At 58.5% G+C, this 25,004-nt stretch carries 13 protein-coding genes; all 13 read left to right on the plus strand.

What is annotated here, in order from left to right; translation table 11 throughout:
- Positions 1 to 284: 284 nt before the first annotated feature.
- The 13 genes from dnaA (at position 285) to CBM2594_RS01315 (ending at position 24,877) form a co-directional block, all read left to right on the plus strand.
- Positions 285 to 2,057 (plus strand): chromosomal replication initiator protein DnaA, encoded by a 1,773-nt coding sequence (gene dnaA / locus CBM2594_RS01255; protein WP_116355246.1) that lies wholly within the window; start codon positions 285 to 287, stop codon positions 2,055 to 2,057.
- Between the two features lie 499 nt (positions 2,058 to 2,556).
- Positions 2,557 to 3,672 carry a DNA polymerase III subunit beta gene (gene dnaN / locus CBM2594_RS01260; protein WP_116355248.1) on the plus strand — a complete coding sequence of 372 codons (1,116 nt, stop codon included), beginning with the start codon at positions 2,557 to 2,559 and terminating at the stop codon, positions 3,670 to 3,672.
- Positions 3,673 to 3,925: 253 nt separating this feature from the next.
- Positions 3,926 to 6,451: a DNA topoisomerase (ATP-hydrolyzing) subunit B gene (gene gyrB, locus CBM2594_RS01265; protein WP_116355249.1), complete on the plus strand. Its 2,526-nt coding sequence runs from the start codon at positions 3,926 to 3,928 to the stop codon at positions 6,449 to 6,451.
- An 87-nt stretch (positions 6,452 to 6,538) separates the two neighbouring features.
- Positions 6,539 to 8,077 carry an endonuclease NucS domain-containing protein gene (locus CBM2594_RS01270; RefSeq protein WP_116355250.1) on the plus strand — a complete coding sequence of 513 codons (1,539 nt, stop codon included), beginning with the start codon at positions 6,539 to 6,541 and terminating at the stop codon, positions 8,075 to 8,077.
- Between the two features lie 145 nt (positions 8,078 to 8,222).
- A complete protein-coding gene (locus CBM2594_RS01275; RefSeq protein WP_010811378.1) occupies positions 8,223 to 9,959 on the plus strand; it encodes a class I SAM-dependent DNA methyltransferase in 1,737 nt (578 codons plus the stop codon).
- Positions 9,943 to 11,322: a restriction endonuclease subunit S gene (locus tag CBM2594_RS01280; RefSeq protein WP_198048080.1), complete on the plus strand. Its 1,380-nt coding sequence runs from the start codon at positions 9,943 to 9,945 to the stop codon at positions 11,320 to 11,322. Before CBM2594_RS01275 ends, CBM2594_RS01280 begins: the two co-directional genes overlap by 17 nt.
- Positions 11,319 to 12,626: an FRG domain-containing protein gene (locus tag CBM2594_RS01285; protein ID WP_116355251.1), complete on the plus strand. Its 1,308-nt coding sequence runs from the start codon at positions 11,319 to 11,321 to the stop codon at positions 12,624 to 12,626. The genes CBM2594_RS01280 and CBM2594_RS01285 overlap by 4 nt, the downstream gene beginning before the upstream one ends.
- 243 nt (positions 12,627 to 12,869) lie before the next feature.
- Positions 12,870 to 16,016, plus strand: coding sequence for a type I restriction endonuclease subunit R (locus CBM2594_RS01290; RefSeq protein WP_116355252.1), 3,147 nt, complete (start codon positions 12,870 to 12,872; stop codon positions 16,014 to 16,016).
- A 41-nt stretch (positions 16,017 to 16,057) separates the two neighbouring features.
- Positions 16,058 to 17,095 carry a restriction endonuclease gene (locus tag CBM2594_RS01295; protein WP_116355253.1) on the plus strand — a complete coding sequence of 346 codons (1,038 nt, stop codon included), beginning with the start codon at positions 16,058 to 16,060 and terminating at the stop codon, positions 17,093 to 17,095.
- Positions 17,096 to 17,901: 806 nt separating this feature from the next.
- Positions 17,902 to 19,347 carry a DUF3375 domain-containing protein gene (locus tag CBM2594_RS01300; protein WP_290367794.1) on the plus strand — a complete coding sequence of 482 codons (1,446 nt, stop codon included), beginning with the start codon at positions 17,902 to 17,904 and terminating at the stop codon, positions 19,345 to 19,347.
- On the plus strand, positions 19,334 to 20,197 hold the full coding sequence (locus tag CBM2594_RS01305; protein ID WP_198048082.1) for a DUF4194 domain-containing protein: 864 nt from the start codon (positions 19,334 to 19,336) through the stop codon (positions 20,195 to 20,197). Before CBM2594_RS01300 ends, CBM2594_RS01305 begins: the two co-directional genes overlap by 14 nt.
- The gene (locus CBM2594_RS01310) at positions 20,194 to 23,670 is read left to right on the plus strand and encodes an ATP-binding protein (protein WP_116355255.1); all 3,477 of its coding nucleotides are present in this window, start codon (positions 20,194 to 20,196) and stop codon (positions 23,668 to 23,670) included. The genes CBM2594_RS01305 and CBM2594_RS01310 overlap by 4 nt, the downstream gene beginning before the upstream one ends.
- Positions 23,657 to 24,877, plus strand: coding sequence for a Wadjet anti-phage system protein JetD domain-containing protein (locus CBM2594_RS01315; protein WP_116355256.1), 1,221 nt, complete (start codon positions 23,657 to 23,659; stop codon positions 24,875 to 24,877). The genes CBM2594_RS01310 and CBM2594_RS01315 overlap by 14 nt, the downstream gene beginning before the upstream one ends.
- Positions 24,878 to 25,004: the final 127 nt, after the last annotated feature.

Here is a 25,004-nt window from a genome sequence, read left to right on the forward strand (position 1 = left end):
TCCGGGTCCAAACACAACACGGGCTGCGTGGCGCAGGCGCAACCCGGGCCCCCACCGCGGCAGCGCATGACTTTACGCACGCCAGTGCGGCGAACCGGAGAGGTTCGCTGGCGGCTGCATGGCATGCCGCGGCGGCCTCCACCGTAGCCATTGGCGGGAATCGATTCCCGATAAAGTCCCAATGCACGGTCGAGCCGGCCCGGATTTCGCGGTGCATACGCCGCCCGTGGCGTACCCAGGCCGCTGGATCAGCGGCGCCGGGTGCGATTACTCAACAACAAACAATGCAAGATTTCTGGCAGGCGGCAGCCGCGCAACTCGAGCGCGAGCTGACGCCGCAACAGTTCAAAACGTGGATCAAGCCGCTGGCGCCCGTTGCGTTCGATGAGGACACGCACGCGCTGCGCATTGCCGCGCCCAACCGTTTCAAGCTTGACTGGGTCAAGAGCCAGTTTTCCGGGCGCATCACCGCACTGGCCTGCGAGTACTGGGAAGCGCAGGTCAGCGTCCAGTTCGTGCTGGATCCCGCCGCGTCCGGTCGTGCCGCCGCCTATATGCAGCCGGCGCAGCCCGGCATGGGCCCGGGCGGCATGGACAGCCACGCAGCCCCGGGTACGGGCATGGGCGGCTATCCCGGCGCCCAGCCTGGCGCCCATCCGATGGGCGGCCAGCCTCCGTTTGCCATGCCCGGCCAGCCGGGCCAGCCCGGCTATGGCGAGTATCCCACCGCGGCCGCGTACGGCATGGGCCAGCCGCAATACGGCAACCCCGCCGGCATGCCGTCGGCAGCGCCGGTGCCCGCGGGCGCACGCGGCCAGGGCCCGGGCATGGGTGGCCAGCATCCGGGCCAGCACCCCGGCCAGCATCATCCGCAGCACGGCGCCGACCTGGGCGAGATCGACGTGGTCCACATGGACCCCGCCGAAGCCAGCGCCCGCTCCTACCGCGCACCGCAGCAGTCCCAGCACCCGCATGCCGGCATGGGCAACGGCGCCACGCCGATGCCCGGCCACCAGCCCAGCGACACGGTGCACGAGCGCTCGCGCCTGAACCCGATCCTGACCTTCGACAACTTCGTCACCGGCAAGGCCAACCAGCTGGCGCGCGCCGCCGCGATCCAGGTCGCCAACAACCCCGGCAAGTCCTACAACCCGCTGTATCTCTATGGCGGCGTCGGCCTGGGCAAGACCCACCTGATCCACTCCATCGGCAACCACATGCTGATGGAGAACCCGCGCGCGCGCATCCGCTACATCCACGCCGAGCAGTACGTGTCCGACGTGGTCAAGGCCTACCAGCGCAAGGCGTTCGACGAGTTCAAGCGCTACTACCACTCGCTGGACCTGCTGCTGATCGACGATATCCAGTTCTTCTCCGGCAAGAACCGCACGCAGGAAGAGTTCTTCTATGCCTTCGAGGCCCTGATCGCCAACCGGGCGCAGGTGATCATCACCAGCGATACCTACCCCAAGGAAATCACCGGCATCGACGACCGCCTGATCTCGCGCTTCGATTCCGGCCTGACCGTGGCGATCGAGCCGCCCGAGCTGGAAATGCGCGTGGCCATCCTGATGAAGAAGGCCGCCGCCGAGAACGTCAACGTGCCGGAGGAAGTCGCCTTCTTCGTCGCCAAGCACCTGCGCTCCAACGTGCGCGAGCTGGAAGGCGCGCTGCGCAAGATCCTGGCGTTCAGCAACTTCCACGGCAAGGACATCACCATCGAGGTGACGCGCGAAGCGCTGAAGGATCTGCTGACCGTGCAGAACCGCCAGATCTCGGTCGAGAACATCCAGAAGACCTGCGCGGATTTCTACAACATCAAGGTCGCTGACATGTATTCGAAAAAGCGGCCTGCCAATATTGCCCGGCCGCGCCAGATCGCGATGTACCTGGCCAAGGAGCTGACGCAGAAGAGCCTGCCGGAGATCGGCGAACTCTTCGGCGGCCGCGACCACACCACCGTGCTGCACGCCGTGCGCAAGATCGCCGACGAACGCAGCAAGGATGCGCAGCTCAACCATGAGCTGCACGTGCTGGAGCAGACGCTCAAGGGCTAAGTACCGGGCCTGCGCGCCGGCTGGAACGAGGCGTCGGCGAAGGCGCGAGCGCAACAACGCCCGTCATCCCCGCGAAGGCGGGGATCCAGTGACTTTTTGTCCCCCGCCGGGGGACTTCTAAAGACGCTGGGTTCCCGCCTCCGCGGGAACGACGGAGTAGAAGCCGTTTTTGAAGGGCCAGCCCCGCCGGGCTGGCATACTGTAGGGTGCGCGCCACGGACATCCCGTGGCGCCTGGGGAATTAACGTCAGCGTCGCCGGGGCAAGTGTCCGGAAAGTGGCCACTGATAAGGCTTTGCGGTGAGTCGGGACGGGATGGCAAGAACGGTTTGCGCCAGCGTGGCTTTTTGGGCACAGCTGGCCTGCCTGCCGGTCCCGCCCCGCTTCACCGCAGCGGCTTATCCTTGGTACAATGGCATATTAACTCCTTGATTCCTAAGTGAATTTGGAGTTGTTTGCGTTCTGCGGTCGCCGACTACAAACGACGAAGGATAAATTCAATGCAATTGGTCAAAACCTCGCGAGACAACCTGCTGCGTCCGCTGCAAATCGTGAGCGGCATCGTGGAGCGCCGCCACACCCTCCCGATCCTGGCCAACCTGCTGATTCGCAAGTCCGGGTCGAACGTATCCTTCCTGTCGACCGACATCGAAATCCAGATCACCACGCATGCCGAATGCGGCGTCGGCAGCGACAGCGTGGCCACCACCGTGGCCGCGCGCAAGCTGCTGGACATCCTGCGTGCCATGCCCGACGGCGACGTGGCCCTGTCGCTCAACGACAAGCGCATGACCGTGCAATCCGGCAAGAGCCGCTTTGCCCTGCAGACGCTGGCCGCCGAAGAATTCCCGACCGTCGCCGAAGCCAGCGAGTTCAACGCCAGCGTCAGCCTGCCGCAGAAGACCTTCAAGCACCTGCTGGCGATGGTCCACTTCGCCATGGCGCAGCAAGACATCCGCTACTACCTGAACGGCATGCTGCTGGTGGTCGAAGGCAAGAAGGTCATGGCAGTCGCCACCGACGGCCACCGCCTGGCCTACTGCGGCGTGGAACTGGAACAGGAAGCCAGCGGCGTGGGCGCGCGCCAGGAAGTCATCATCCCGCGCAAGACCATCCTGGAACTGCAGCGCCTGCTCGAAGACAACGACGATCCGGTGCAGGTGCAGCTGGCCGCCAACCAGGTCAAGTTCACCTTCGCCAATATCGAGCTGATCTCCAAGCTGGTCGAAGGCAAGTTCCCCGACTTCCAGCGCGTGATCCCGAAGGGCTACAAGAACGCCTTCGCGATCGACCGCGTGCAGCTGCAGCAGGCGCTGCAACGCACCGCGATCCTGACCACCGACAAATTCAAGGGCGTGCGCTGCATCCTCGACACGCACATGCTCAAGATCAGCTCCACCAACGCCGACCAGGAAGAGGCGCAGGAAGAGCTGGAACTCGATTACTCGGGCGACGCGCTCGATATCGGCTTCAACGTGACCTACCTGCTCGACGTGCTTGCCAACCTCAAGACCGAGCAGGTGCAGGTCAGCCTCGGCGACTCGAATTCGAGTGCGCTGATCACCGTGCCGGACGACGACAACTTCAAGTACGTCGTCATGCCGATGCGCATCTGATGATCCGGTAATAGGACCTGTGCCAAAACCAGCGCAGCCAGCAACCGGAGCAGCAAACGGCACGCTACGACAGCCGGCCCCGGCCGGAACGTCCAGGGGATGACCATCCCGCCGCGGGGGCAGGATCGTTACGACGATCCGCCCCTTTTGCCGTTTTTAGTAACCCGCCATGCGGACCCATCGCGCCCCGCAGCCGGCATGCCAGCCATGCCCGCCCGGCCCCGATCCCGCATTCGCCGCAAGTAGGAAAGACATGACCGAACAGCAGAATCCGCAACAGGAAAACACCTACGGAGCCTCCTCGATCCAGATCCTGGAAGGCCTGGAGGCGGTGCGCAAGCGCCCGGGCATGTATATCGGCGATACGTCGGACGGCACCGGCCTGCACCACCTCGTGTTCGAGGTGCTGGACAACTCCATCGACGAAGCGCTGGCCGGCTACTGCACCGAGATCCAGGTCACCATCCACAGCGACAACTCGATCTCCATCGTCGACAACGGCCGCGGCATCCCGCCGCTGGTCAAGTTCGACGACAAGCACGAACCCAAGCGCAGCGCGGCCGAAATCGCCATGACCGAGCTGCACGCCGGCGGCAAGTTCAACCAGAACAGCTACAAGGTGTCCGGCGGCCTGCACGGCGTGGGCGTGTCCTGCGTGAACGCACTGTCCAAGTGGCTGCGCCTGACCGTGCGCCGCGACGGCCAGGTCCACCTGATCGAGTTCGCCAAGGGCGAAGTGCAGAACCGCATCATCGAGACCGTGACCGGCCCCGACGGCCAGACCGTTGAAGTCTCGCCGATGAAGATCACCGGCGCCACCGACAAGCGCGGCACCGAAGTCCACTTCCTGGCGGATGAAGAGATCTTCACCAACGTCGAGTTCCACTACGAGATCCTGTCCAAGCGTATCCGCGAACTCTCGTTCCTGAACAACGGCGTGCATATCAAGCTGGTCGACCAGCGCACCGGCAAGGAAGAAGACTTTGCCTTCTCCGGCGGCGTGAAGGGCTTTGTCGAGTACATCAACCGCGCCAAGAGCGTGCTGCACCCCAATATCTTCTACGCCAACACCGAAAAAGACGGCATCGGCGTGGAAGTGGCCATGCAGTGGAACGACGGCTACAACGAGCAGGTGCTCTGCTTCACCAACAACATCCCGCAGCGCGATGGCGGCACCCACCTGACCGGCCTGCGCGCCGCGATGACCCGCGTCATCAACAAGTACATCGAAGAAAACGAAGTCGCCAAGAAAGCCAAGGTGGAAACCACCGGCGACGACATGCGCGAAGGCCTGGCCTGCGTGCTCTCCGTGAAGGTGCCCGAGCCCAAGTTCAGCTCGCAGACCAAGGACAAGCTGGTCTCGTCCGAAGTGCGCCTGCCCGTGGAAGAACTGGTCAGCAAGGCCCTGACCGACTTCCTGCTGGAAACCCCCGTCGACGCCAAGACCATCTGCGGCAAGATCGTCGACGCCGCCCGCGCCCGCGAAGCCGCCCGCAAGGCCCGCGAAATGACCCGCCGCAAGGGCGTGATGGACGGCATGGGCCTGCCCGGCAAGCTGGCCGACTGCCAGGAAAAAGACCCCGCCCAGTCCGAACTCTTCCTGGTCGAGGGCGACTCCGCAGGCGGCTCCGCCAAGCAGGGCCGCGACCGTAAGTTCCAGGCCATCCTGCCGCTGAAGGGCAAGATCCTGAACGTAGAGCGCGCCCGCTTCGACAAGATGCTGTCCAGCCAGGAAGTGCTGACGCTGATCACCGCGCTGGGCACCGGCATCGGCAAGGACGACTACAACCTGGACAAGCTGCGCTACCACCGCATCATCATCATGACCGATGCGGACGTGGATGGATCGCACATTCGCACGCTGCTGCTGACGTTCTTCTATCGGCAGATGCCTGACATTATCGAGCGCGGGTATGTGTATATCGCGCAGCCGCCGCTGTACAAGATCAAGCATGGGAAGGAAGAGCGGTATATCAAGGACGATGTCGAGCTCAATGCCTACCTGCTGAAGCTGGCGATGGAGAAGGCTGTGCTGGTGCGGCCGGATGGTACGGAGATCAATGGGGATGCGCTGACTGAGTTGGCGCGGCAGTATCAGCTGACTGAGGGGGTGATTTCTCGCCTGTCACGTGTTGTTGATACCGATGCGCTGCGTGCGATTGCTGATGGGGTGGCGCTGGATCTGGACAGCGCGGCTGCTGCTGAGGCGTCTGCTGTGGCGCTGAAGGCTAAGTTGGCTGAGATGCATGCCAAGACGTTGATTGGGGCGGCTGTTAATGATGACGGTACGGCTGATGTGTATGCGCAGTTTGATGAGAAGACTGACAAGCATCGGTTGATGATTGCGCGTCGGCATCATGGCAACGTGAGGCTGTCGCATCTGGATGCGGATTTTGTTCATGGTGCTGATTACGCTGCCCTCTCCAATGCTGCTAAGACTTTCCAGGGGCTGACTCCGGAAGGCACCAAGGTGCAGCGTGGCGAAGGCGAAAAGCTGCGTGATCAGACTGTCAACGACTTCCACGGGGCCATGCAATGGCTGCTGGCTGAGGCTGAGCGTGGGGTTTCTCGTCAGCGGTATAAGGGGCTGGGGGAGATGAATCCTGAGCAGCTGTTTGAGACCACCCTGGACGTTACGCAGCGGCGACTGCTGAAGGTGCAGATTGAGGATGCTATTGCGGCGGATCAGATCTTTACCACCCTTATGGGGGATGAGGTGGAGCCGCGGCGGAACTTTATTGAGTCCAACGCCCTTGTTGCGCGGAATATTGATGTTTAAATAGACTAAATTCCGCTTGGAATTCAATGAGGCCGACCATGGGAATGGTTGGCCTTTCTTTTGCAAAAAACCGATTTCGGTAGCGACATGAACAATCTTGAGGCGAAAATACGAGATTATTTGGCTGACAATCTGTCGATTTTGGATTCGGGGTTGCAGCTCATAAAAAAGGAATTTCCTCTCAAGAATGAGTTCGGAGCTGGTGGGTTCATCGACATTCTAGCTCGAGATGTGCATGGTCATCTGGTTGTAATTGAGATAAAGCGCAGTGATCAAGCTGCGCGCTCGGCCTTGCACGAACTTACAAAATATGTGGCTCTGCTTAAAAGCACCCAAGGCATCTCTGCGGACCGGATACGGGCCCTGCTGGTGTCAACCGACTGGAGGGAGCTTGCTGTTCCATTTAGTGAATATCAAAGAGTATGTGAAGTTCCAACAGAAGGGCGGGTGATTGAAACAACTGGCGATGGAATCGTGCGTTCATCGCGAACATTTTCGGTGATTGCTCTTGAAACACCGTTGAATATTAGTCGCTGTCAAGACATTATACTTTTCGCAAATAAGATGGCGAGAGATCAATCTTTGCCTCTTGTCATAAGTGCCGCCGCCGCAGCTGGGCTAAATGATTTCTCGGTATTTCATGTCTCCTATGAAGGGCAAAAATCGCAAGTAATATATCCTTTCGGGCTATACTTGATTTTTTCATCTCCGTTGGTATCTCCTCACGAAGTGCCGGATGCATTTAAAGAGATGGGGTGGGATGATGAGCTCGATGATCCTGACGAGAACTTCCTCTGCTTCTTCCGGAGCAAATTGGGCCCACTCGGTGAAGAGAGCGGAGTCGGATATCCTGAGAAGCTTCAGAAGATTATTCAGGACGGTTGGAAGGTGGCTGCTGTTCATCGCAATGGCAGATATGCGGAAAACTCCCTACTCCTAAGTGATGATCAGCTGCTCGCAGAGGCCACAAAGGCTGAGGGTGGAGCTGCATACTATCTCGATCGAACTGTTTCCCCAAAATATGCGCCTAGCTGGGGAGCATTCGGCAGGGATGTCGACGTGGTGCTTGTTGGAAATCGCCAGTGGCGAGAGATTTTTCAATTGTTGTTGCGCGAAGCTGAGGTCGCTGCTATCAGTACAGTTTCGGCAAGTATTTATAATCCTACTAATATCCTTCTTTCACTTGTAGCTATGTTTCGCAAAAGCGAAGTTGGCTATCTTCCAAGGTTTCAATTGGTTTTCACTGATGAAGGCCAAGTAAAGATTTATATCGGCATTCTCGGCTGGAATGGCAAGAAGGTACCGGCGGACGGAGCTCGGTGGATTGAAGGGGCGTTCGGTTCGTTGGAAGACTTCATGTTCTTCCAACATTTTGGATGCCTTCATGACTATGACGACAAAGCCCGTGAGCTATTAGGAATTACCAGTCAAGTTTTTGAGATATGTGATCCCGGTACGCCAAGGCAGACAATCTCTGAACTTGTCGTTGAAGAGGGGGAACTTGTAAAGAAGGCCGTGGAAAACAATCAGTTCATGTCTATCGTCCAGTTCCCTAAGGGCAACCCTTCCTTCGGGAGGACATTAGTTGAAAGAATTGACTCTGTTTCAGTGGGTTTTGGCGAATAAATAGAATTATCTATAGCGTTTATAGCCAAGCGATAGGCTCGGTCTCTACTAGCCAGTCAACAAAATTTAGCACTTCCTGTCACCTATGCAGAGCGCCGCTGGCATTCCGCGTATTGCCAGCTTGTCTCTCATGAAAGCCTCAGTCATGAACCCAATCGAACAACAATTCTTCAACGACCTAGAAAAGAAGCTTTGGACTGCTGCTGACAAGCTGCGCTCCAACCTTGATGCCGCTGTCTACAAGCACGTGGTTCTCGGGCTGATCTTCTTAAAGTATGTCTCTGATGCCTTCGATGAGCGGCAAAAAGAGTTGAGTGCCCAGTTCCGCGATCCGGATCATGATTATTACATGGCACCGGGAGATTACGCCGGCGACTACGAAGGCCACATCGCCACCGAACTTGAGCGGCGCGACTACTACTTGGAGAAAAACGTGTTCTGGGTGCCGCAGGAAGCCCGATGGCAAACCCTGCGCGATTCTGCCCAACTACCTCCAGGCTCGGACTTACCGTGGCAAGTCCAGCAGCGCAACAAACACACGGGTGAACTGGAATGGGTGCCCGAGAAGATGCGTTCTGTCGGGTGGCTCATTGACAACGCGATGGAGGCCATCGAACGCGAAAACGAAAAGAAGCTAAAAAACGTGCTGAACAGGGACTTTGCCCGCACGCAGATCGACTCGCAGAAGCTGGCTGACCTGATTGCACACTTTTCAGACACTGAATTTCACGCCAAGTATTACAAGGGCCAGCCGCTTAACCTCAAGAGCAAAGACATCCTCGGCCACGTTTACGAATACTTCCTCGGCCAGTTCGCTCTTGCTGAAGGCAAGAAGGGTGGACAGTACTACACGCCCAAGAGCATCGTCACGCTGATCGTGGAAATGCTGCAGCCCTTTAAGGGCCGGGTATATGATCCGGCCATGGGCTCCGGCGGCTTCTTCGTGCAGAGCGAAGAGTTCATCGAACAGCATGGCGGCAAAGCCGCCAACGGCAGGAGTGGTCAGATCAGCGTTTACGGTCAGGAAAGCAACCCGACCACCTGGCGTCTGGCGGCCATGAATATGGCCATTCGCGGCATCGACTTCAACTTTGGCGGGCAACCGGCCGACACGATGCTCAACGACCTACACCCGGATCTGCGTGCCGACTATGTGATGGCGAACCCGCCCTTCAACATGAAGGAGTGGTGGAACGATAAGCTAGTTAGCGACCCGCGCTGGATTGTCGGCACACCGCCACAAGGTAACGCCAACTTCGCGTGGCTGCAGCACATGCTCTACCACTTGGCTCCTACTGGCAGCATGGCTCTGCTCTTGGCAAATGGCTCGATGAGCAGCAACACCAACAATGAAGACGAGATCCGCAAGGCGCTGATCGAGCGCGATTACGTGGAATGCATGGTGGCGCTCCCCGGCCAACTGTTTACCAACACGCAGATCCCAGCCTGCATCTGGTTCCTTACCAAAGATAAGGTCAACGGCTTCAACCTGGACAAGAGGAAGCGCGATCGTCGCGGTGAGTTCCTTTTCATCGACGCCCGCCAACTGGGTTATATGAAGGACCGCGTATTGCGTGACTTCACAGTTGAAGACATCCAGAAGATCGCTAACACCTTCCACGCCTGGCAGCACGGTGAGGGTTACGAGAACGTGCCCGGCTTCAGTTATTCAGCCGAGCTGGACATTGTCCGCAAGCACGAACACGTACTGACGCCGGGCCGGTATGTGGGCTCAGCCGAACAGGACGAAGATGAAGAGCCTTTCGCCGACAAGATGGCGCGGTTGACAGCACAACTGGCTGAGCAGTTTGCCGAAAGCGCCAAATTGGAGGGAGATATCAAGAAGAACTTGGCGGGGTTTGGCTATGCCCTTGAAGACTGAGCCTCTTGCCTCCTTGTGCGAGGCTGTGGTCGATTGCCCACACTCAACACCCGTTTGGACAGAATCGGGATTTCTTGTTCTTCGAAATCAGAACATCAAAGACGGCAAGCTCGACCTATCTGATCCCAGCTTTACTGACGAAGAGCATTTCAAGCAGCGCATTCGGCGCATGGCTCCGCGCGCCGGGGACATCGTGATTACCCGCGAGGCGCCTATGGGCGAAGTCTGCAAGATTCCGGAGGGTTTGACATGCTGTCTAGGTCAGCGGCAAGTGTTGCTGCGACCAAAGCCCGACGTTGATCCTGACTACTTGCTCTATGCCCTCCAGTCCCCCTTCGTACAGAACCAGATTCGATGGAACGAGGGCACTGGCTCAACGGTTAGCAATATTCGTATCCCCGTGCTTGAGAAGATCGACATTCCTAGGCACGGCGATGCGGAGCCAGATATTGCGGCCGTACTCGGATCGCTAGATGCCAAGATCGACCTCAACCGCCGCATCAATCAAACGCTTGAAGCGATGGCGCAAGCCATATTCAAATCGTGGTTTGTCGATTTCGAGCCTGTCAAAGCCAAGGTCGCTGCTAAGGAAGGAGGCCGCGACCCGCTGCGCGTCGCCATGAGTGCTATCAGCGGCAAGCCCGATGCTACGCTAGACGCGTTGTCACGCAGACAGTTCGATCAACTCGCCGCCACGGCTATGCTGTTTCCCGATGAGATGGACGAGTCGGAGTTGGGGAAAGTTCCAAAAGGGTGGAAGGTTAAGAAAATCGACGATCTGGTTGAAACAGTCGGCGGTGCAACACCGGACACGAAGAATCCCAACTATTGGGAACCCCCGGAGTTTGCGTGGACAACGCCAAAAGACCTCTCCGGCCTTCGCTCCCCGATTCTTCTAAAAACGGAGCGGAAGCTCTCAAAAAAGGGGCTCGAGAAGATAAGTTCCGGCCTACTTCCTGAGGGCACGCTAATCATGTCGTCCCGCGCTCCGATCGGCTATCTTGCATTGACGCAAATGCCGGTCGCGATCAATCAGGGGTATATCGCTATGCTGCCAGGGGGAGAGATACCACCTCTGTATCTCCTATTCTGGTGCAAAGAGAGCATGGACGCCATCAAGGGGAATGCCAATGGATCAACATTTCTCGAAATCAGTAAAAAAGCATTTCGACCTTTGCCTCTTTTGCAGCCAATGCCTGAATTGGTTCTTGAGTTTTCACGACGCGTCAAACCACTTATTTCTCGGATGGTGGCCAGCGAGAGGGAATCAGCTGAGTTGACCGCCCTTCGCGATGCTTTGCTCCCCAAACTTCTTTCCAGCGAACTATCTCTCACTGACGGAATGACGGGAGTTGAAGCATGAGCGAGGAAGTATTGGCAGGTGAAACCTTTGCGCCGCAATCCAGTGATTACTTCGAAAGGATTCCTCGCTGGAGCGCTGGGGACTCGGTCAAGCGCTTCGAGATCATGGCTGATGGGATTAGTGGACGCATCCCGGTTACTAGGCTGGAATCGTGGCGCGAGTTCACTGATTTGTTGGAAAGCGATTTCTATAATCGCCTCGGAGTGCAGCTAGTGTTTCGTGGGCATCGCCGACACGATTGGAGCCTGATGCCAACACTCGGCCGGATTTCGAGCACTAAGGGCATTGTGTCTGAGGAGCTAGCTCTTGCTCAACTTGAACGGTTCCGGCGCGCGGTTCGAGGACGTCTCAAGGATACATCACTCGTTGATGTAGAGGAGGCGGATGAGCTGTGGGCCGTTGGCCAGCACTATGGTCTAATGACTCCGCTGCTAGACTGGACTTACTCGCCCTACGTAGCATTGTTCTTTGCATTTCAAAAGGAAGATAGTGAAGACGAAGCTGAAAACCCATATCGTGCCTTATATGTGCTCAACAAGACGTATATCACAGAGCATCAAGAGGAGACTGGTATTCGCCTGTGGGAGCCCCGCAAGGATGAGCACGGAAGACTGGTGAGCCAAGCTGGTCTTTTTACATTTTCGCCATACGGCAACACTATCGAGAATAAGCTTACAGATGCACTGACCAATGAAGACGGTTTCGATGACGAAGATCTGAAGAATGCTTCGGAAGATGAGCAGCCGGACATATTGGCGCGCTACATCTGCAAGATCTACATTCGCAACACTGGGCCTGATCGAGAGGCTTGTCTGCGCCATTTGCGGCGTATGAATGTGCACCATGCCAGCCTGTTTCCTGACCTCCTCGGAGCCTCCGAATACTGCAACATACTAACCGCTGAAGCGGAATTAGAGGCAGAGCTACAGCGATTGGCGAAGCCGACAACAGATACTGTGACAGTATTACCCATTGAGCCTGTGACCGGAGTGGTCGGCGCTCCTTCCGCGGCAGTGGGTACGTCAAATATCATCGAGGCTATCCTTCGTGCTAATGCTGAAGCCGCTCAAGTAGAACCGGGTCGTATCGCTTTGATTGCGCAGGAACTGGCCCAATCGCTGGAAAGGAATCAGGTGGTGGACTGGGAAAGCCGGGACGCGGCGCAGGCACGCCTGCGCAATGCTGCACGAGTGATTCTGCGCAAGCTTGGTTACCCTGCCTCGCTTCGGGACGAGGTGGCTGAGCGGGTGGTAGAGATGGCGAAGCCCACACGTGGCGGAGGTGAGGTCACTGAAGCCGCTTAAACCCTGTCTCTCATTTGCTGGGGCTGCAGGCATGCGCGGACTGTTGGTAGATTACCGTTCCGCTACACTCGTCAACTAGGGGGGCGTGGCATACCACCGCCGTGCCCTATGGCCGCAGCAGTGAAGCGCAAATTTGGACCAACGTGTACACGGGGGGCGGCGGCGTCGGCAACAATTGCTTGCAATGGGTTCCTCGATCCGACCCAGGGCGGGGATGCGCTGGGTACAAGGGATTTCGTCACTATGAACGAACAACAACTCGAAGAACTGTCCCTAGGCTGGTTTCAGGAGGTCGGCTGGCATCACCTGGCAGGTCCGCACATTGCGCCGGATAGCTCATCACCTGAGCGTACCGACTACCGCCAGGTCATTCTGCGCGAGCGGCTCCTGGCAGCGATGGCGCGCATCAACCCCCAAATTCCGCCGGCTGCACTGGAGCAGGCTGCTCACACACTGCTCACTGTGAGCGAGCCGCAGATGGTGGTGCGTAACCGTAGCGTGCACCGTCTGCTGCTGGCTGGCGTGCAGGTGGAGTTCAGTGCCGGCGAGCAGAAGAAGACCGACTTGGTCCACCTCATTGACTTTGCCGACCCCAGCAACAACGACTTCCTGGTGGTGAACCAGTTGACAATCACTGGCACGAAGCAACCACGCCGGCCAGACATCGTTGCCTTCATTAACGGCCTGCCCCTGGCGGTGATCGAGCTGAAAAACCCCGCCAACGAACAGACGGACGTGTGGGATGCCTTCAATCAGCTGCAAACCTACAAAGACGAGATCGCAGACCTCTTTAACTGCAATGCCGCTTTGGTAGTGAGCGATGGTTGGACGGCGCGCGTGGGCTCGTTGACGGCGAACGCTGAGCGCATGCTCCCATGGCGTACCATCGCCAACGAAGACGACCGCCCGCGCTTGCAGATGGAGCTGGAAACAGTGGTGCGCGGCTTCTTCATGCCCAAGCTGTTTCTGGACTATGTGCGTTACTTTGTGTTGTTTGAGCAGGATGGCGACGGCATCATTAAGAAGATTGCCGGCTACCACCAGTTCCACGCTGTTCGTGAGGCGGTGCATGCCACGGTGATCGCAGCCAGTTCGCCGGAAAAAGGGCTGCTGGAAGTGCAGCAACCGCGCGCTACGTATGGCAAAGATGTGCAGCTCGGTTCCCGCAAGGCGGGCGTGGTGTGGCACACGCAAGGTTCTGGCAAGAGCATCACCATGGCCTGCTACGCCGGCAAGCTGCTGCAACAGCCTGAAATGAAGAACCCCACTCTGGTTGTGGTGACAGACCGCAACGATTTGGACGGTCAACTGTTCGCCACCTTTTGTGCCGCCAGCGACTTACTCAAGACGATGCCGGTGCAGGCCGGCAGCCGCGACGAGCTGCGCGACATGCTGGCCTCTCGCCAGGCCGGGGGGATCATTTTCACCACGGTGCAGAAGTTCGCGTTGCTGGAGGATGAAGACGGACACCCGCTGCTGTCGGACCGCTCGAATATCGTCGTGATTTCGGACGAAGCCCACCGCAGCCAGTACGGCATGAACGGGCGGCTGGATACCAAGACCGGCAAGTACGTGTTTGGCTATGCTAAGCATTTGCGCGATGCGCTTAGGAACGCCACCTTCATTGGATTCACCGGTACGCCGATTGCGCTGGAGGACAAGGACACCCGCACGGTGTTCGGCGATTACGTCAGCATCTACGACATCCAGGATGCAGTGGATGATGGCGCCACGGTACCCATCTTCTACGAGAGCCGGCTGGCCAAGCTCGACGTCAACCAGGCCGAGATCGATGCCCTCAACGAGCAAGTGGATGAGGTGGTCGAAGACGAAGAGGACATCGCGGCGCGGGAAAAAACCAAGAGCGAATGGGCCGCTCTGGAAAAACTGGTGGGGGCTGAACCGCGTCTGCAACAGGTGGCCCGCGACCTAGTCCAACACTTCGAGGCGCGTATCGGGGTCGTTGATGGTAAGGCAATGATCGTGTGCATGAGCCGCGACATCTGCGCGCATCTCTACAACGCCATCGTGGCGCTCCGGCCCGAGTGGTACAGCGAAGACCCCGAGAAGGGTGTGATCAAGATCGTGATGACGGGTTCTGCGGCAGACAAAACTCTGCTTCAACCGCATCTATACAGCAAGCAGGTGAAGAAGCGGCTGGAGGCGCGCTTCAAGGACGTGAAGGACCCGTTGAAATTGGTGATCGTGCGGGACATGTGGCTGACCGGTTTCGACGCCCCGTGCTGCCACACTATGTACATCGACAAGCCCATGAAGGGCCACAACCTGATGCAGGCCATTGCCCGCGTCAATCGGGTGTTTAAAAATAAGCCTGGTGGCCTGGTGGTTGATTACATCGGCATTGCCAATGAACTGAAGGCTGCGCTCAAGACCTACACCGACGCCAAGGGCAAGGGCGACCCGACCCACAATGCCGCAGAGGCACTGGCAGTGCTGATGGAGAAAATGGATATTGTGCGCGGCATGATGCACAGGTTTGACTACAGCTCTTTCGAGACGGATGCAATCAAACTGCTGGTTCCGGCCGCGAATCACATTCTGGGTTTGAAGGACGGCAAAGAGCGCTTCCTTGACACCATGGTGGCGGTAAGCAAAGCCTTCTCGCTCTGTGGCACGCTGGACGAAGCAGCGGTGCTGCGCAAAGAGATTGCATTCTTCTCCGCCATCAAGGCGGCGATTGCCAAGTTCACCACCGTAGATAAGAAGCGCAGCGACGCGGAGAAGAACAGCGCGCTTAAGCAGATTCTCGACAATGCCATCATTGCCGACGGTGTGGCAGACATTTTCGCGTTGGCTGGGCTGGACATGCCCAATATCGGCCTACTGTCGGACGAATTCTTGGAAGATGTGCGGCAGATGGAAAGCCGCAACCTTGCAGTAGAACTGCTGGAAAAGTTGCTACGTGACGAAATCAAGGCCCGTGCTCGCAACAACGTGGTGCAAGAGAAGAAGTACGGTGACCGCTTGCTTGAGACGCTGCGTAACTATCACAACCGCGCCATCGAGACAGCGCAGGTCATCGAGGAATTGATCCAAATGGCCAAGGAGTTCCAGACCACGTTGGAACGTGAAGCGGCATTGGGATTGGGGCGCGACGAGATCGCCTTCTATGACGCGTTGGCTAATAACGAAAGCGCTGTTCGCGAGCTTGGCGACGAAATTCTGAAGAAGATCGCTGTTGAGATCACCGAGAAGCTGCGCGCCAGCACTACCGTGGATTGGCAGGTGCGCGAGAGCGTGCGGGCGAAGTTGCGCATTCTGGTGCGGCGTTGTCTGCAGAAGTGGAAATACCCGCCCGACCAGCAGCCGGACGCCGTGGAGCTCGTGCTCAAGCAGGCGGAAGAGCTGTCCAACAGTTGGTCCGTATGAGATCGCACCGCGTCTAAGAGGCCATCCATTAGGGGAGAGGAATGGCGATTTGGCTCACCCGTGCCGGTTCGCACGGCGAATACGAACAGAAGTTCATCCAGGAAAACAGGGTCTATGTGACCTGGGCTGACCTCGATGTGAATCTATCCAAGCTGAAGCAACGAAGCGAGCTGTCAGCGGTCATGACGCAACTCTATCCGGACACCAAACCGAAGGCGATCCTGAACTGGGTTAGCCAGGTTTGGCCATTCGCCCACGATATGAAATTGGGCGATCTTGTCGTCTTGCCTCTTAAGAGCCAGCCGGTGATCTACATCGGCGAGATTACGGGCGACTATCAAGCCGCACCGGAAGGACCGAACCCGTTCTTTCACTGGCGGACCGTCAAGTGGATCGGTGAAGGGGTGCCACGCACGCACTTTGGCAAAGATTTGCTGTTTTCCTTTGGGGCGTTTCTGACGATCTGCCGTATTCAGCGTAATAACGCGGAGCAGCGCATTGCGGCGATGCGGGCCAACGGCTGGAAAGCGGAAACGCTGACAGCAACGACGAAGGTTGCTGCCCAAGCGGACGACCTGGCCGCTGCTGACGCGGATCTAGAAGAGTTGGCACGTGATCAGATCGCCGCCTTAATTTCCGCTCGCTTCAAGGGACACGGACTGACGCGTCTTGTTGAAGGTATCTTGAAGGCGCAGGGCTATACAACCTACCGCAGCCCCGAGGGGGCAGACGGGGGCGCGGACATCCTTGCAGGGTCAGGACCGTTGGGTTTCGCAGCGCCGCGCCTATGTGTGGAAGTGAAGTCAGAAGACTCACTTATTGGCCGCGAACCTGTGGACAAGCTGCTCGGCGCGATGACCAAATTCAATGCCGACCAGGGCCTCTTTGTGGCCTGGGGTGGCTTCAAGGGCAATGTGCAGAAGGAACTAGCTACCCAGTTTTTTCGCTTGCGCCTCTGGACTCAGAAGGACTTGCTCGAACAGCTGTTTGAGTTTTACGAGCGACTGGAAGAAGACCTTAAGGCCGAATTGCCGTTCAAGCGGGTGTGGATGGTTGCTGCACAGGATGACGCGCTCTGATGCTCACCCTGCATGACAGGTGGCGAACAAGTGTGAACTTCATCACTGAACGGCGTTTACTGGCTCGGTACGTGTGCGCATCGTAGCCGGAGCGGCTCACCAGCAATACCCGTCCGAGGAAATTAGACCACCACACTGCCGAACGTAGGAAAGAACGAGCATTTTGACCGCAACCGTTGACGCCTCACCCACTGGACCAGAGGGCGGGCGTTGGCCATAGCCTGATGCTAATATTGCGGTGAATCTACTAGTTGTCCAAAATGGCTCCCGCGCCTATTTGCTCTCGGGCGGCGGCCCTCTCGATAGATGGTGCATCCGATATGAGATTGTTCAGAGGCACCCGCCGTCCGCTCGGCACCTGATGTCGGTCCAACTGGCATATCAGGAGCAGAAAGTTCGTCAACAATGCGAGAGCCCGATATCGGCACGGCGTGCCTTTGGGCCGGACGTTGCACGAACTCTCCATACTCGCCTTGCTGACCTGCGCGCAGCCGATTCGGTGTCCGACGTTTTCAGCTTGCGGCTCGCCAAGCCGAGCGACGCTCTTACTTGTAGACTAATCCGTTGCAGCTCGCCAACGAGATATAGAGCCAGTACGCCGCGTTGCCTCATAGACGTGAGCGAAACGTCTGTTGTCGAATGATCTTCGACAAAGCAAGGAAAGGCGGTTGAGGAAAAATGGCGATATCACTTATTGTCCCGGGCTTGCACGTCAAGGAAGGGGCAGGCAAGACAGCTCGATGCAGAACTGCTGAAACCTGCGGGGGGAAATGAAGACAGCGCTGGCATTACATGAACTCAGGGTGATGCGAGAAGGGCCCATGTGGATGCTGCTGGCTTCCCAGCAAGCCCCCTTCACACTGTCGCTCCTGCAATCGATTTTTCCTGAGATCTCGACCCAATTGGGCTCGGCCAGTCTGATCGAGAAGCTCTCGGCTGAGTTGGAAGTGCTGCGCACACGCGGTGAGGACATCGATAAGACTCCTCAGATGCTTGTTGCAGAGTGGGTTCAGGCGAAATGGCTCGGACGTGGTTTTCCAGAAGGTGCCAGCGAAGAGGTGTACGAGCTTGCGGCCGATGTGGTCCCTGCATTGCGGTTGATGATGGGCCAACTTGAACCACGTCAGACGGCTACGGAAAGTGGTCTTGCGGTGGTCATCGATTCGGTCCTGCGGCTGGCTACGGAAACGGACCCCGATCCCGCTTCGCGGCTGAAGGCACTGCATGAGGAATCCCGGCGCATCGTCGAGGAGATCAAGCACGTTATGGCGCATGGGGTGTCCCCCCTGGAACCAGCCCGCGCCAGCGAGCGGGGGCGCCATATTGTGGCAATGACGGAGAGCATTGCTGCGGACTTCCGCCGAGTACGGGAGGCGTTTGAGCGTCTCAATCGCGACCTGCGGCGGCAACTGGTGGAGCATGAAGGCCCGCGTGGTGAGGTCCTGGAAAAGGTCTTTCTCGGCAGCGATGCCATTGCGGAGAGCGATGAAGGCAAGTCGTTCTTGGCATTCTGGCGGTTGCTGACGGACCCATCACAGTTTGAGGGACTGAAGGGCGCACTGGAGGCATTGGAGACACGACCATTCATACGAATGCTAAGCCTCGAGGAACGTCGACGGCTATTCAGGGTGACTGAGACTCTGCTGGCGGAAGGCGGCATGGTGCAGGAAGTGATGACGACCCTCGGGCGGGGTCTGAGAACGTTTGTTCAGAGTCGCGAATTCCAGGAGCAGCGCCAAATCCAACGTTTGATCCGTGCCGCGATCACGGAGTCGCTGGCGTTGAAAGATCAGTTGGTCAACGGCAGGACGCTCGATTACACCTTGACGCTTTCGACAAGCAGCCTGCGCTCAGTGGCGCAGTTGGTGCTGGATGACCCGCAGGAGCGCCCCGGGGAAACTTCCGTGGACGATGCCGAGGCCCCCGAAATCGATCTGATGGCGATGCGCGAGATGATCGATAACGCGGACATCGACATGCCCTTGCTGAAAGCCAATATCCGCATCGCGCTCGGCCAACGAGCGCAAGTCAGTGTCGGCGACCTGGCACGAATGTTCGAGGTCACGCAGGGTCTTGCCTCCATCGTTGGGTATATGTCGCTGGCACAACGATTCGGTGTCGTGCTGGAGAATCGGGAGCGGGACTTCCACCCGCGCGAGTTTGTTTCATGGACCGGACAGGATGGTGTCGTGCGTCAGGCCCGGATCGCGCAACTCCTCTTTACAAGAGATTGCCTGAATGACCTCAATTAGCCAACGGCGCACACGTCAAGCCGTGTTCAGGAAGGTGGGCGGCGGCACTCCAGCCGTGGACCGCGTAGCGGAGAGCCTTGATGAGGTTCCGCAGGACGAGGACCAAGATCTGTCCGGCAATGAGGGCCACGCGTTTCACCATCCCGAACACGGTGGCGAAGAGATGGCCCTTTTCGAGGGAGACACGTCCACACTGCCCTATGACGCGCGACGCGCCTTCGCCTTGCTGTTGCGCGGGCCCTCGATCGACGACCGGCACAGCAAGCTCTGGCCGGTGCTGATCGACCACGAGTCGCGGCTGCGCCAGTTGTTGCATGCGGCCTTCCTGGAACTGGTTATCGATCGTGACCAGAAGGTGGCCTTCACGCGGCCAGTGCACGCGCCCGAGCTGGACGTGCCGCAGTTACTGCGCGAGGTGCGGCTCACTTTCCTGGATACAGCTCTCGTGCTGTTCCTGCGCATGCGCCTTACGCTGGCGGAGGCGGCAGGTGAACGGGCCACGCTTTCACGCTCGGAGATCACCGATCATCTCAAGGCCTATGAGGCGAGCGACAACGTAGACGCTTCACGCTTCGGCAGGCAGATCGAAGCGGCGATCGAAAAAGCGAAGAAGTACAACTTTCTTCGCCTCATACGCAACAGCGGTGACCGTTTTGAGGTTTCACCAGCGCTCAAGCTGGTGTTCTCGCACGAGCAAGTCAGTGCGCTGTTGCAGACCTACCGACAGATTCAGTCGACGACGGACTCCCTGCCCGGCGGGAGGGCCCTGACAGGCGAGCTGGACGGCCATGTCTCGGAGCGCAGCGAAGCGGACATTGACGATGAAGCGGACGGGGGTGAGCCGGTATGAGCAGTGAGCAGAGACAGCTCTTTGACGCACAAGGGACATTGTCGAGGACCCCAAATGATGCGCAAGCGGCAGTGGGCGGCGACGGTCGCCAACAATGGACCGAGCGCGACCTGGAGGAGGCGCAGCAACAGCAGTTTCGCCTTCAGCAGATGCAGGTCATGAATTGGGGTACCTTCAACAAGCTGCACGTATTCGATATCTCGGGACGTGGGCACCTGCTCGTAGGGCCGTCGGGATCGGGAAAATCCACCGTTCTCGACGCGCACTCGGCGCTTATGGCGCCGCCCAACTCGGAGTTCAATGCCGCGGCCCGCGGCAACGACAAGGTGTCCCGAGATCGCACCTTGGTGACCTATATTCGCGGTGCCTGGGCTACCAACGAATCCGAGGAGGGGCTCATTGCGGCGCAGTACCTGCGTCCAGACACGACGTTAAGCGCCGTTGCCGAGGTCTACGCCAACATGCTCGGGCAGACGCTGACGTTGGTCGGCATGTGGTGGATCAAGGGAAAGTCCACGCTGGCAAAGGACGTCCGGCATTGTTTCTTTGTGATTGAGCGCAGGTTCAGCTTGAAGGAGCTCTCCTTCTTCATGCAGGCCGATTACAACGTTCGATCGTTTGTTCAGCACCTGCCTGAGGTACCGAAGCTTTTCGATACACATGCCGGCTTCAGAGAGCGTTTCAAGGCCAGGCTAGGCGTCGACCATGACTTGGCGCTGCGGCTGCTTCACCGTACGCAGTCATCCAAGAACCTGGGAGATATCAACGTCTTCATGCGTGAGAACATGCTGGACGAACCACAGACGTTCAGTATCGCCAAGGAATTGTGTGCCGACTTCAATACGTTGGCTGAGGCGCACGGGGACGTGGTCGAAGCTCGTGAGCAGCAGGAGCTGCTGAAAAAGGGGCGCACACAACATGATCAATACCTGCAGTATCACGCGCAGGTGAACAAGATCGACCATCTCCTTGGGCAACTGGAGCATCACCGCGACTACCTGCAGTACACCCTGCGTGGGAAGCAGGCAGAACGGCTCAGGGTCACGCTCGAAGGCTCGCGTCAGCGTGCCGAGAGCCTGGCACGCAAGGCGGACGACGAAGACGCGGAGCTTCAGCGCCTCAGAAAGCGTCGGCATGGCATGGATGACGGCAACGTCGCCGCCTTGCAGGAACAGTTGAGGAGCAAGGCGAAACTCCTCGAACAGGTGCAGCGAACGCGTACGCGGGTCGCGGGGTGGTTGAAGGTTCTTGGCTGGACGCAACCACAGGATGCCCAAACCTTTGGGGAACGGGTGGGCGAGGCCATCAGAATGCGTGAGCGAGGTCTGGCGGCGAGCGATGACACCAGGGAAACCGAACTGCTCAGAACGGTGTTTGAAGCCGATACCCGGCTGGGCGACCTCCTGGCCGACGTGAGATCGCTTGAGCTGCGGTCCTCGAATCTGCCCCGTGAACTCGTGCAGGTACGTGATCGGATTGCGGAGGCTTTAGATTTGGCACCCGCGCTCTTGCCATTCGGGGGTGAATTGCTCGACGTGCCGGAAGACCACCGGCAGTGGCAAGGCGCGCTGGAGCGTCTGCTGGCGCCGCTGACGCGCTCGTTCTTGGTGCCGGAGCCGCACTACCGTGGCGTGGTCGATTGGCTGGAGGACAATCATACGGGACAGCACGTCCTCTACCTGCGCATGCGAGAGCACCATCGTCGCAGCGAGGAGCATGCCCAAGCGCCCGGCAGAATGCTTGACACGGCGCCAGGCGACTACGGTGAATGGCTTCGCAAGGAACTGGCGCAGCAGTATGGGAACTACGTCTGCGCGGAGACGACTGAAGCGTTCCGCGCGGCGGATCGGGCTCTGAGCTTGCGCGGGCAGATTAAGCGCGGTGGCGCCCGACATGAAAAGAACGATCGCGCCAACTTGAACAACCGGCGCGAATGGGTGATTGGCTTCTCGAATGAGCAGAAGAAATTCGAGTTGCTTGAGGATATCCAAAGCCTGCAGAACGAGAAGGAAAAGGCCGAATTGGCGCTGCAGACGCTCCAGGAAAAGAAAGCCAGAGAACTGGAGAAGCTGAATGCAGCCAGCGAGCTGTCGCAGGTCGTCTGGGACGAGATCGACGAGGTTTCGGGCGCCTCCGAGATGCGACGGTTGGAGCAGGCCATTTCGGATGCGGAGCAGCTACATCCGGAAGTACACACACTGGACGCACAGATCAAGGAGCAGGAGAAGCAGGTCAAGAGTGCGAATGCCGCTCATACCGCCGAGACGCTGAAGCAAGAGGAGTTTGCTAAGCAAATCGCGCAGCTGGAGGAGCAGCGCACGGGGACGAGCGAGGCGGTGCGCGCACCTCCAGCCGATGGGGGTACGCTTCAGTCTCTGTTTGAAGAGGAGGGCGAAACCTCGCTGACAAACCTGCAGGTTCGATATCTGGGCGTTCGGGGCAAGCTCAAGGACGATAGGAACGAAGCTGACATGGGGCGGGAGCAAGCCAGGAATGCGCTGGAGGACGTGTTACGCACCTTCAGGCGCGAGCACGAGGCCGCGGCAGCCGACATGGGCGTGACGCTGGTGGACTGGCCAGACTACGCACGCCTGCTGTCCAAGATTGAAGAGGATGACCTGCCTCGTTTTGAGGAGCGGTTCTTCCGCTTGCTGAATGAGCAGAGCGATCGCCATCTGGCCAGGCTGCGTCAGCGGATTATCACGGAAAAGGACGAAATCCGTGGTCGGATGAATATCGTCAACGATGCCCTCTCGCAATCCGAATTCAATGAAAAGACGTATCTTCGGCTAGAGAACCGGCCCCGGTCGTTGCCCGATGTGACTGCATTCTTGAACGAACTCAGGTCTTGTCTGGAGCGCAACATCAAGCCTGACGCGACGCGCGAAGAGCGCGAGAAGCAGTTTGACGCGCTTAATGCCATCGTGCGACGCCTGCACAGCGACAAAGCGGAGGACGAACGCTGGAAGGCGCAAGTGCTGGATGTGCGTCAACACGTCGACTTTGTAGCCAAGGAATACGACGAGAGCGGTCGGGTCTGCGACATTTACCAGTCCGGGGCGGGGAAATCCGGAGGTCAGCGACAGAAGCTCGCCGCAACGTGCCTGGCTGCGGCGTTGCGCTATCAGTTGGCCGGCACCGGGCGGGCGCTACCACAGTTCTGTACGGTCCTGATGGACGAGGCGTTTGACAAGGCCGACAGCGAGTTCACGGCGATGACCCTGAACATCTTCAATCGCTTCGGATTCCAAATGCTGATGGCAACCCCCATGAAGGCCGTCCGGACGCTGGAACCGTTTATCGGCGGCGCTCACGTGTTCAGCAACAAAGATCGCAATAATTCCGGTGCGGTTCCAATTGAATACGATATGGCACATCGGCGATTGGTCGGTCTCGGCGCGCGCCCGACGGAGGGCGGCGACGGCATAAACGAAGGCGACTCTACCGGGAAACGCTTCCATGCCGGTGAGTGAGCTTGGTGGCGCGCTGATGCCGGCCGATCTGGCCGCAGCATGCAGAGGTCTTTTCGAGCGGCAACGAGGCGACTGGCTAATGGGCGCGGTCGAGGGGAGTTGGCCGAAGTCTGTGGCAGTGCGATCGCCATCGGATCGTGTGGCCGCCGCAGCGCCCGCAGCAATGCGAGCCTGGTTGTCGGCGTGGGCGGCCTTCGATAACGGTTACCAGTCGGCGGAGCGACGTATCCGCGTTGTTTGGAGATCGGTGAACTGGCGAGTGATGGGTAATGTATCGCTACCCGAGAAGATCCTGTTCGAGGACGCTGATGCAGTCGCTGCCTGCGCGGGTGTGAGTCGGTCCTGGGAGGTCTTGAGCAGGCGCTGGCGGTCACTTTGCGAAGTGTTCCCGAGCGTGGCGGGACGGCGAGATTGCGTGAAAGCGGCAATCATTGTGGGCGGGTGGGCCGAAGCCGATTTCGAGCGGCTGTTGTCGTTTCTCGCTTGGTGTGAGCGCAACCCGGCCAGCGGGGTCTACTTGCGCCAATTGCCTGTGAACGGAATACACACCAAATGGGTCGAGGCTCGGGGCGGGGTGATTGTGCCTCTGCTGCAAGCTGTGATGGGCGAGGGCGGCGATTTGTATCAATTGCTCGGAGTTAAGCGGCTGCCCGACACGGTACGAATGCGACTACTCGATCCAAGCCTGCGCGAACAGTTTGGTGGAGCAGAAGATCTTCAAATGCCAGTAGCCCAGTGGAGTGCGTCGTTCAAGCGACCACCAAAGCGCCTGCTCATCGTGGAAAATCTTGCTACAGGTCTGGCGATCCCAGACATGCAAGAAGCGGTTGTGGCAATGGGGCTCGGAAACAATGGGACCGTGCTGGAAGGGATTGCGTGGGCACATCAAGCGCGCATTCTCTATTGGGGCGACATCGATACCTGGGGCCTACATATACTGTCGAGAGTGCGCGGAGTTTTCCCCCGATTGCAGTCAGTGCTAATGACAGAGTCTGTATTGGAATCACACAAGGACCTCTGGACGGAGGAGGTATCTCAGGAGACCAGAGCAGCTTCGCACCTCACTGACGAAGAGTCTCGACTGCTCGCAGATCTCCAGAATGGGCGTTGGGGAGAGCGGATTCGTTTGGAACAGGAGCGAGTCAACTGGGCTAGCGCCGTTGAAGAGCTGGGTCGCCGTTGGGTCACTCCCGTAATTCCGTATTGAATCGCGCTTCACGAACTGCTGCTGGAAGCCGTCGAGCATGACCTGACGCTACGCGAGAACGGGGCCGAGCATCGCTTGTATGAGGTCATCGTGGAAGGGCTTAGCAGCGGCGAAGGAACGGAGTACG

Source organism: Cupriavidus taiwanensis, assembly GCF_900249755.1.
Classification (GTDB): domain Bacteria; phylum Pseudomonadota; class Gammaproteobacteria; order Burkholderiales; family Burkholderiaceae; genus Cupriavidus; species Cupriavidus taiwanensis_D.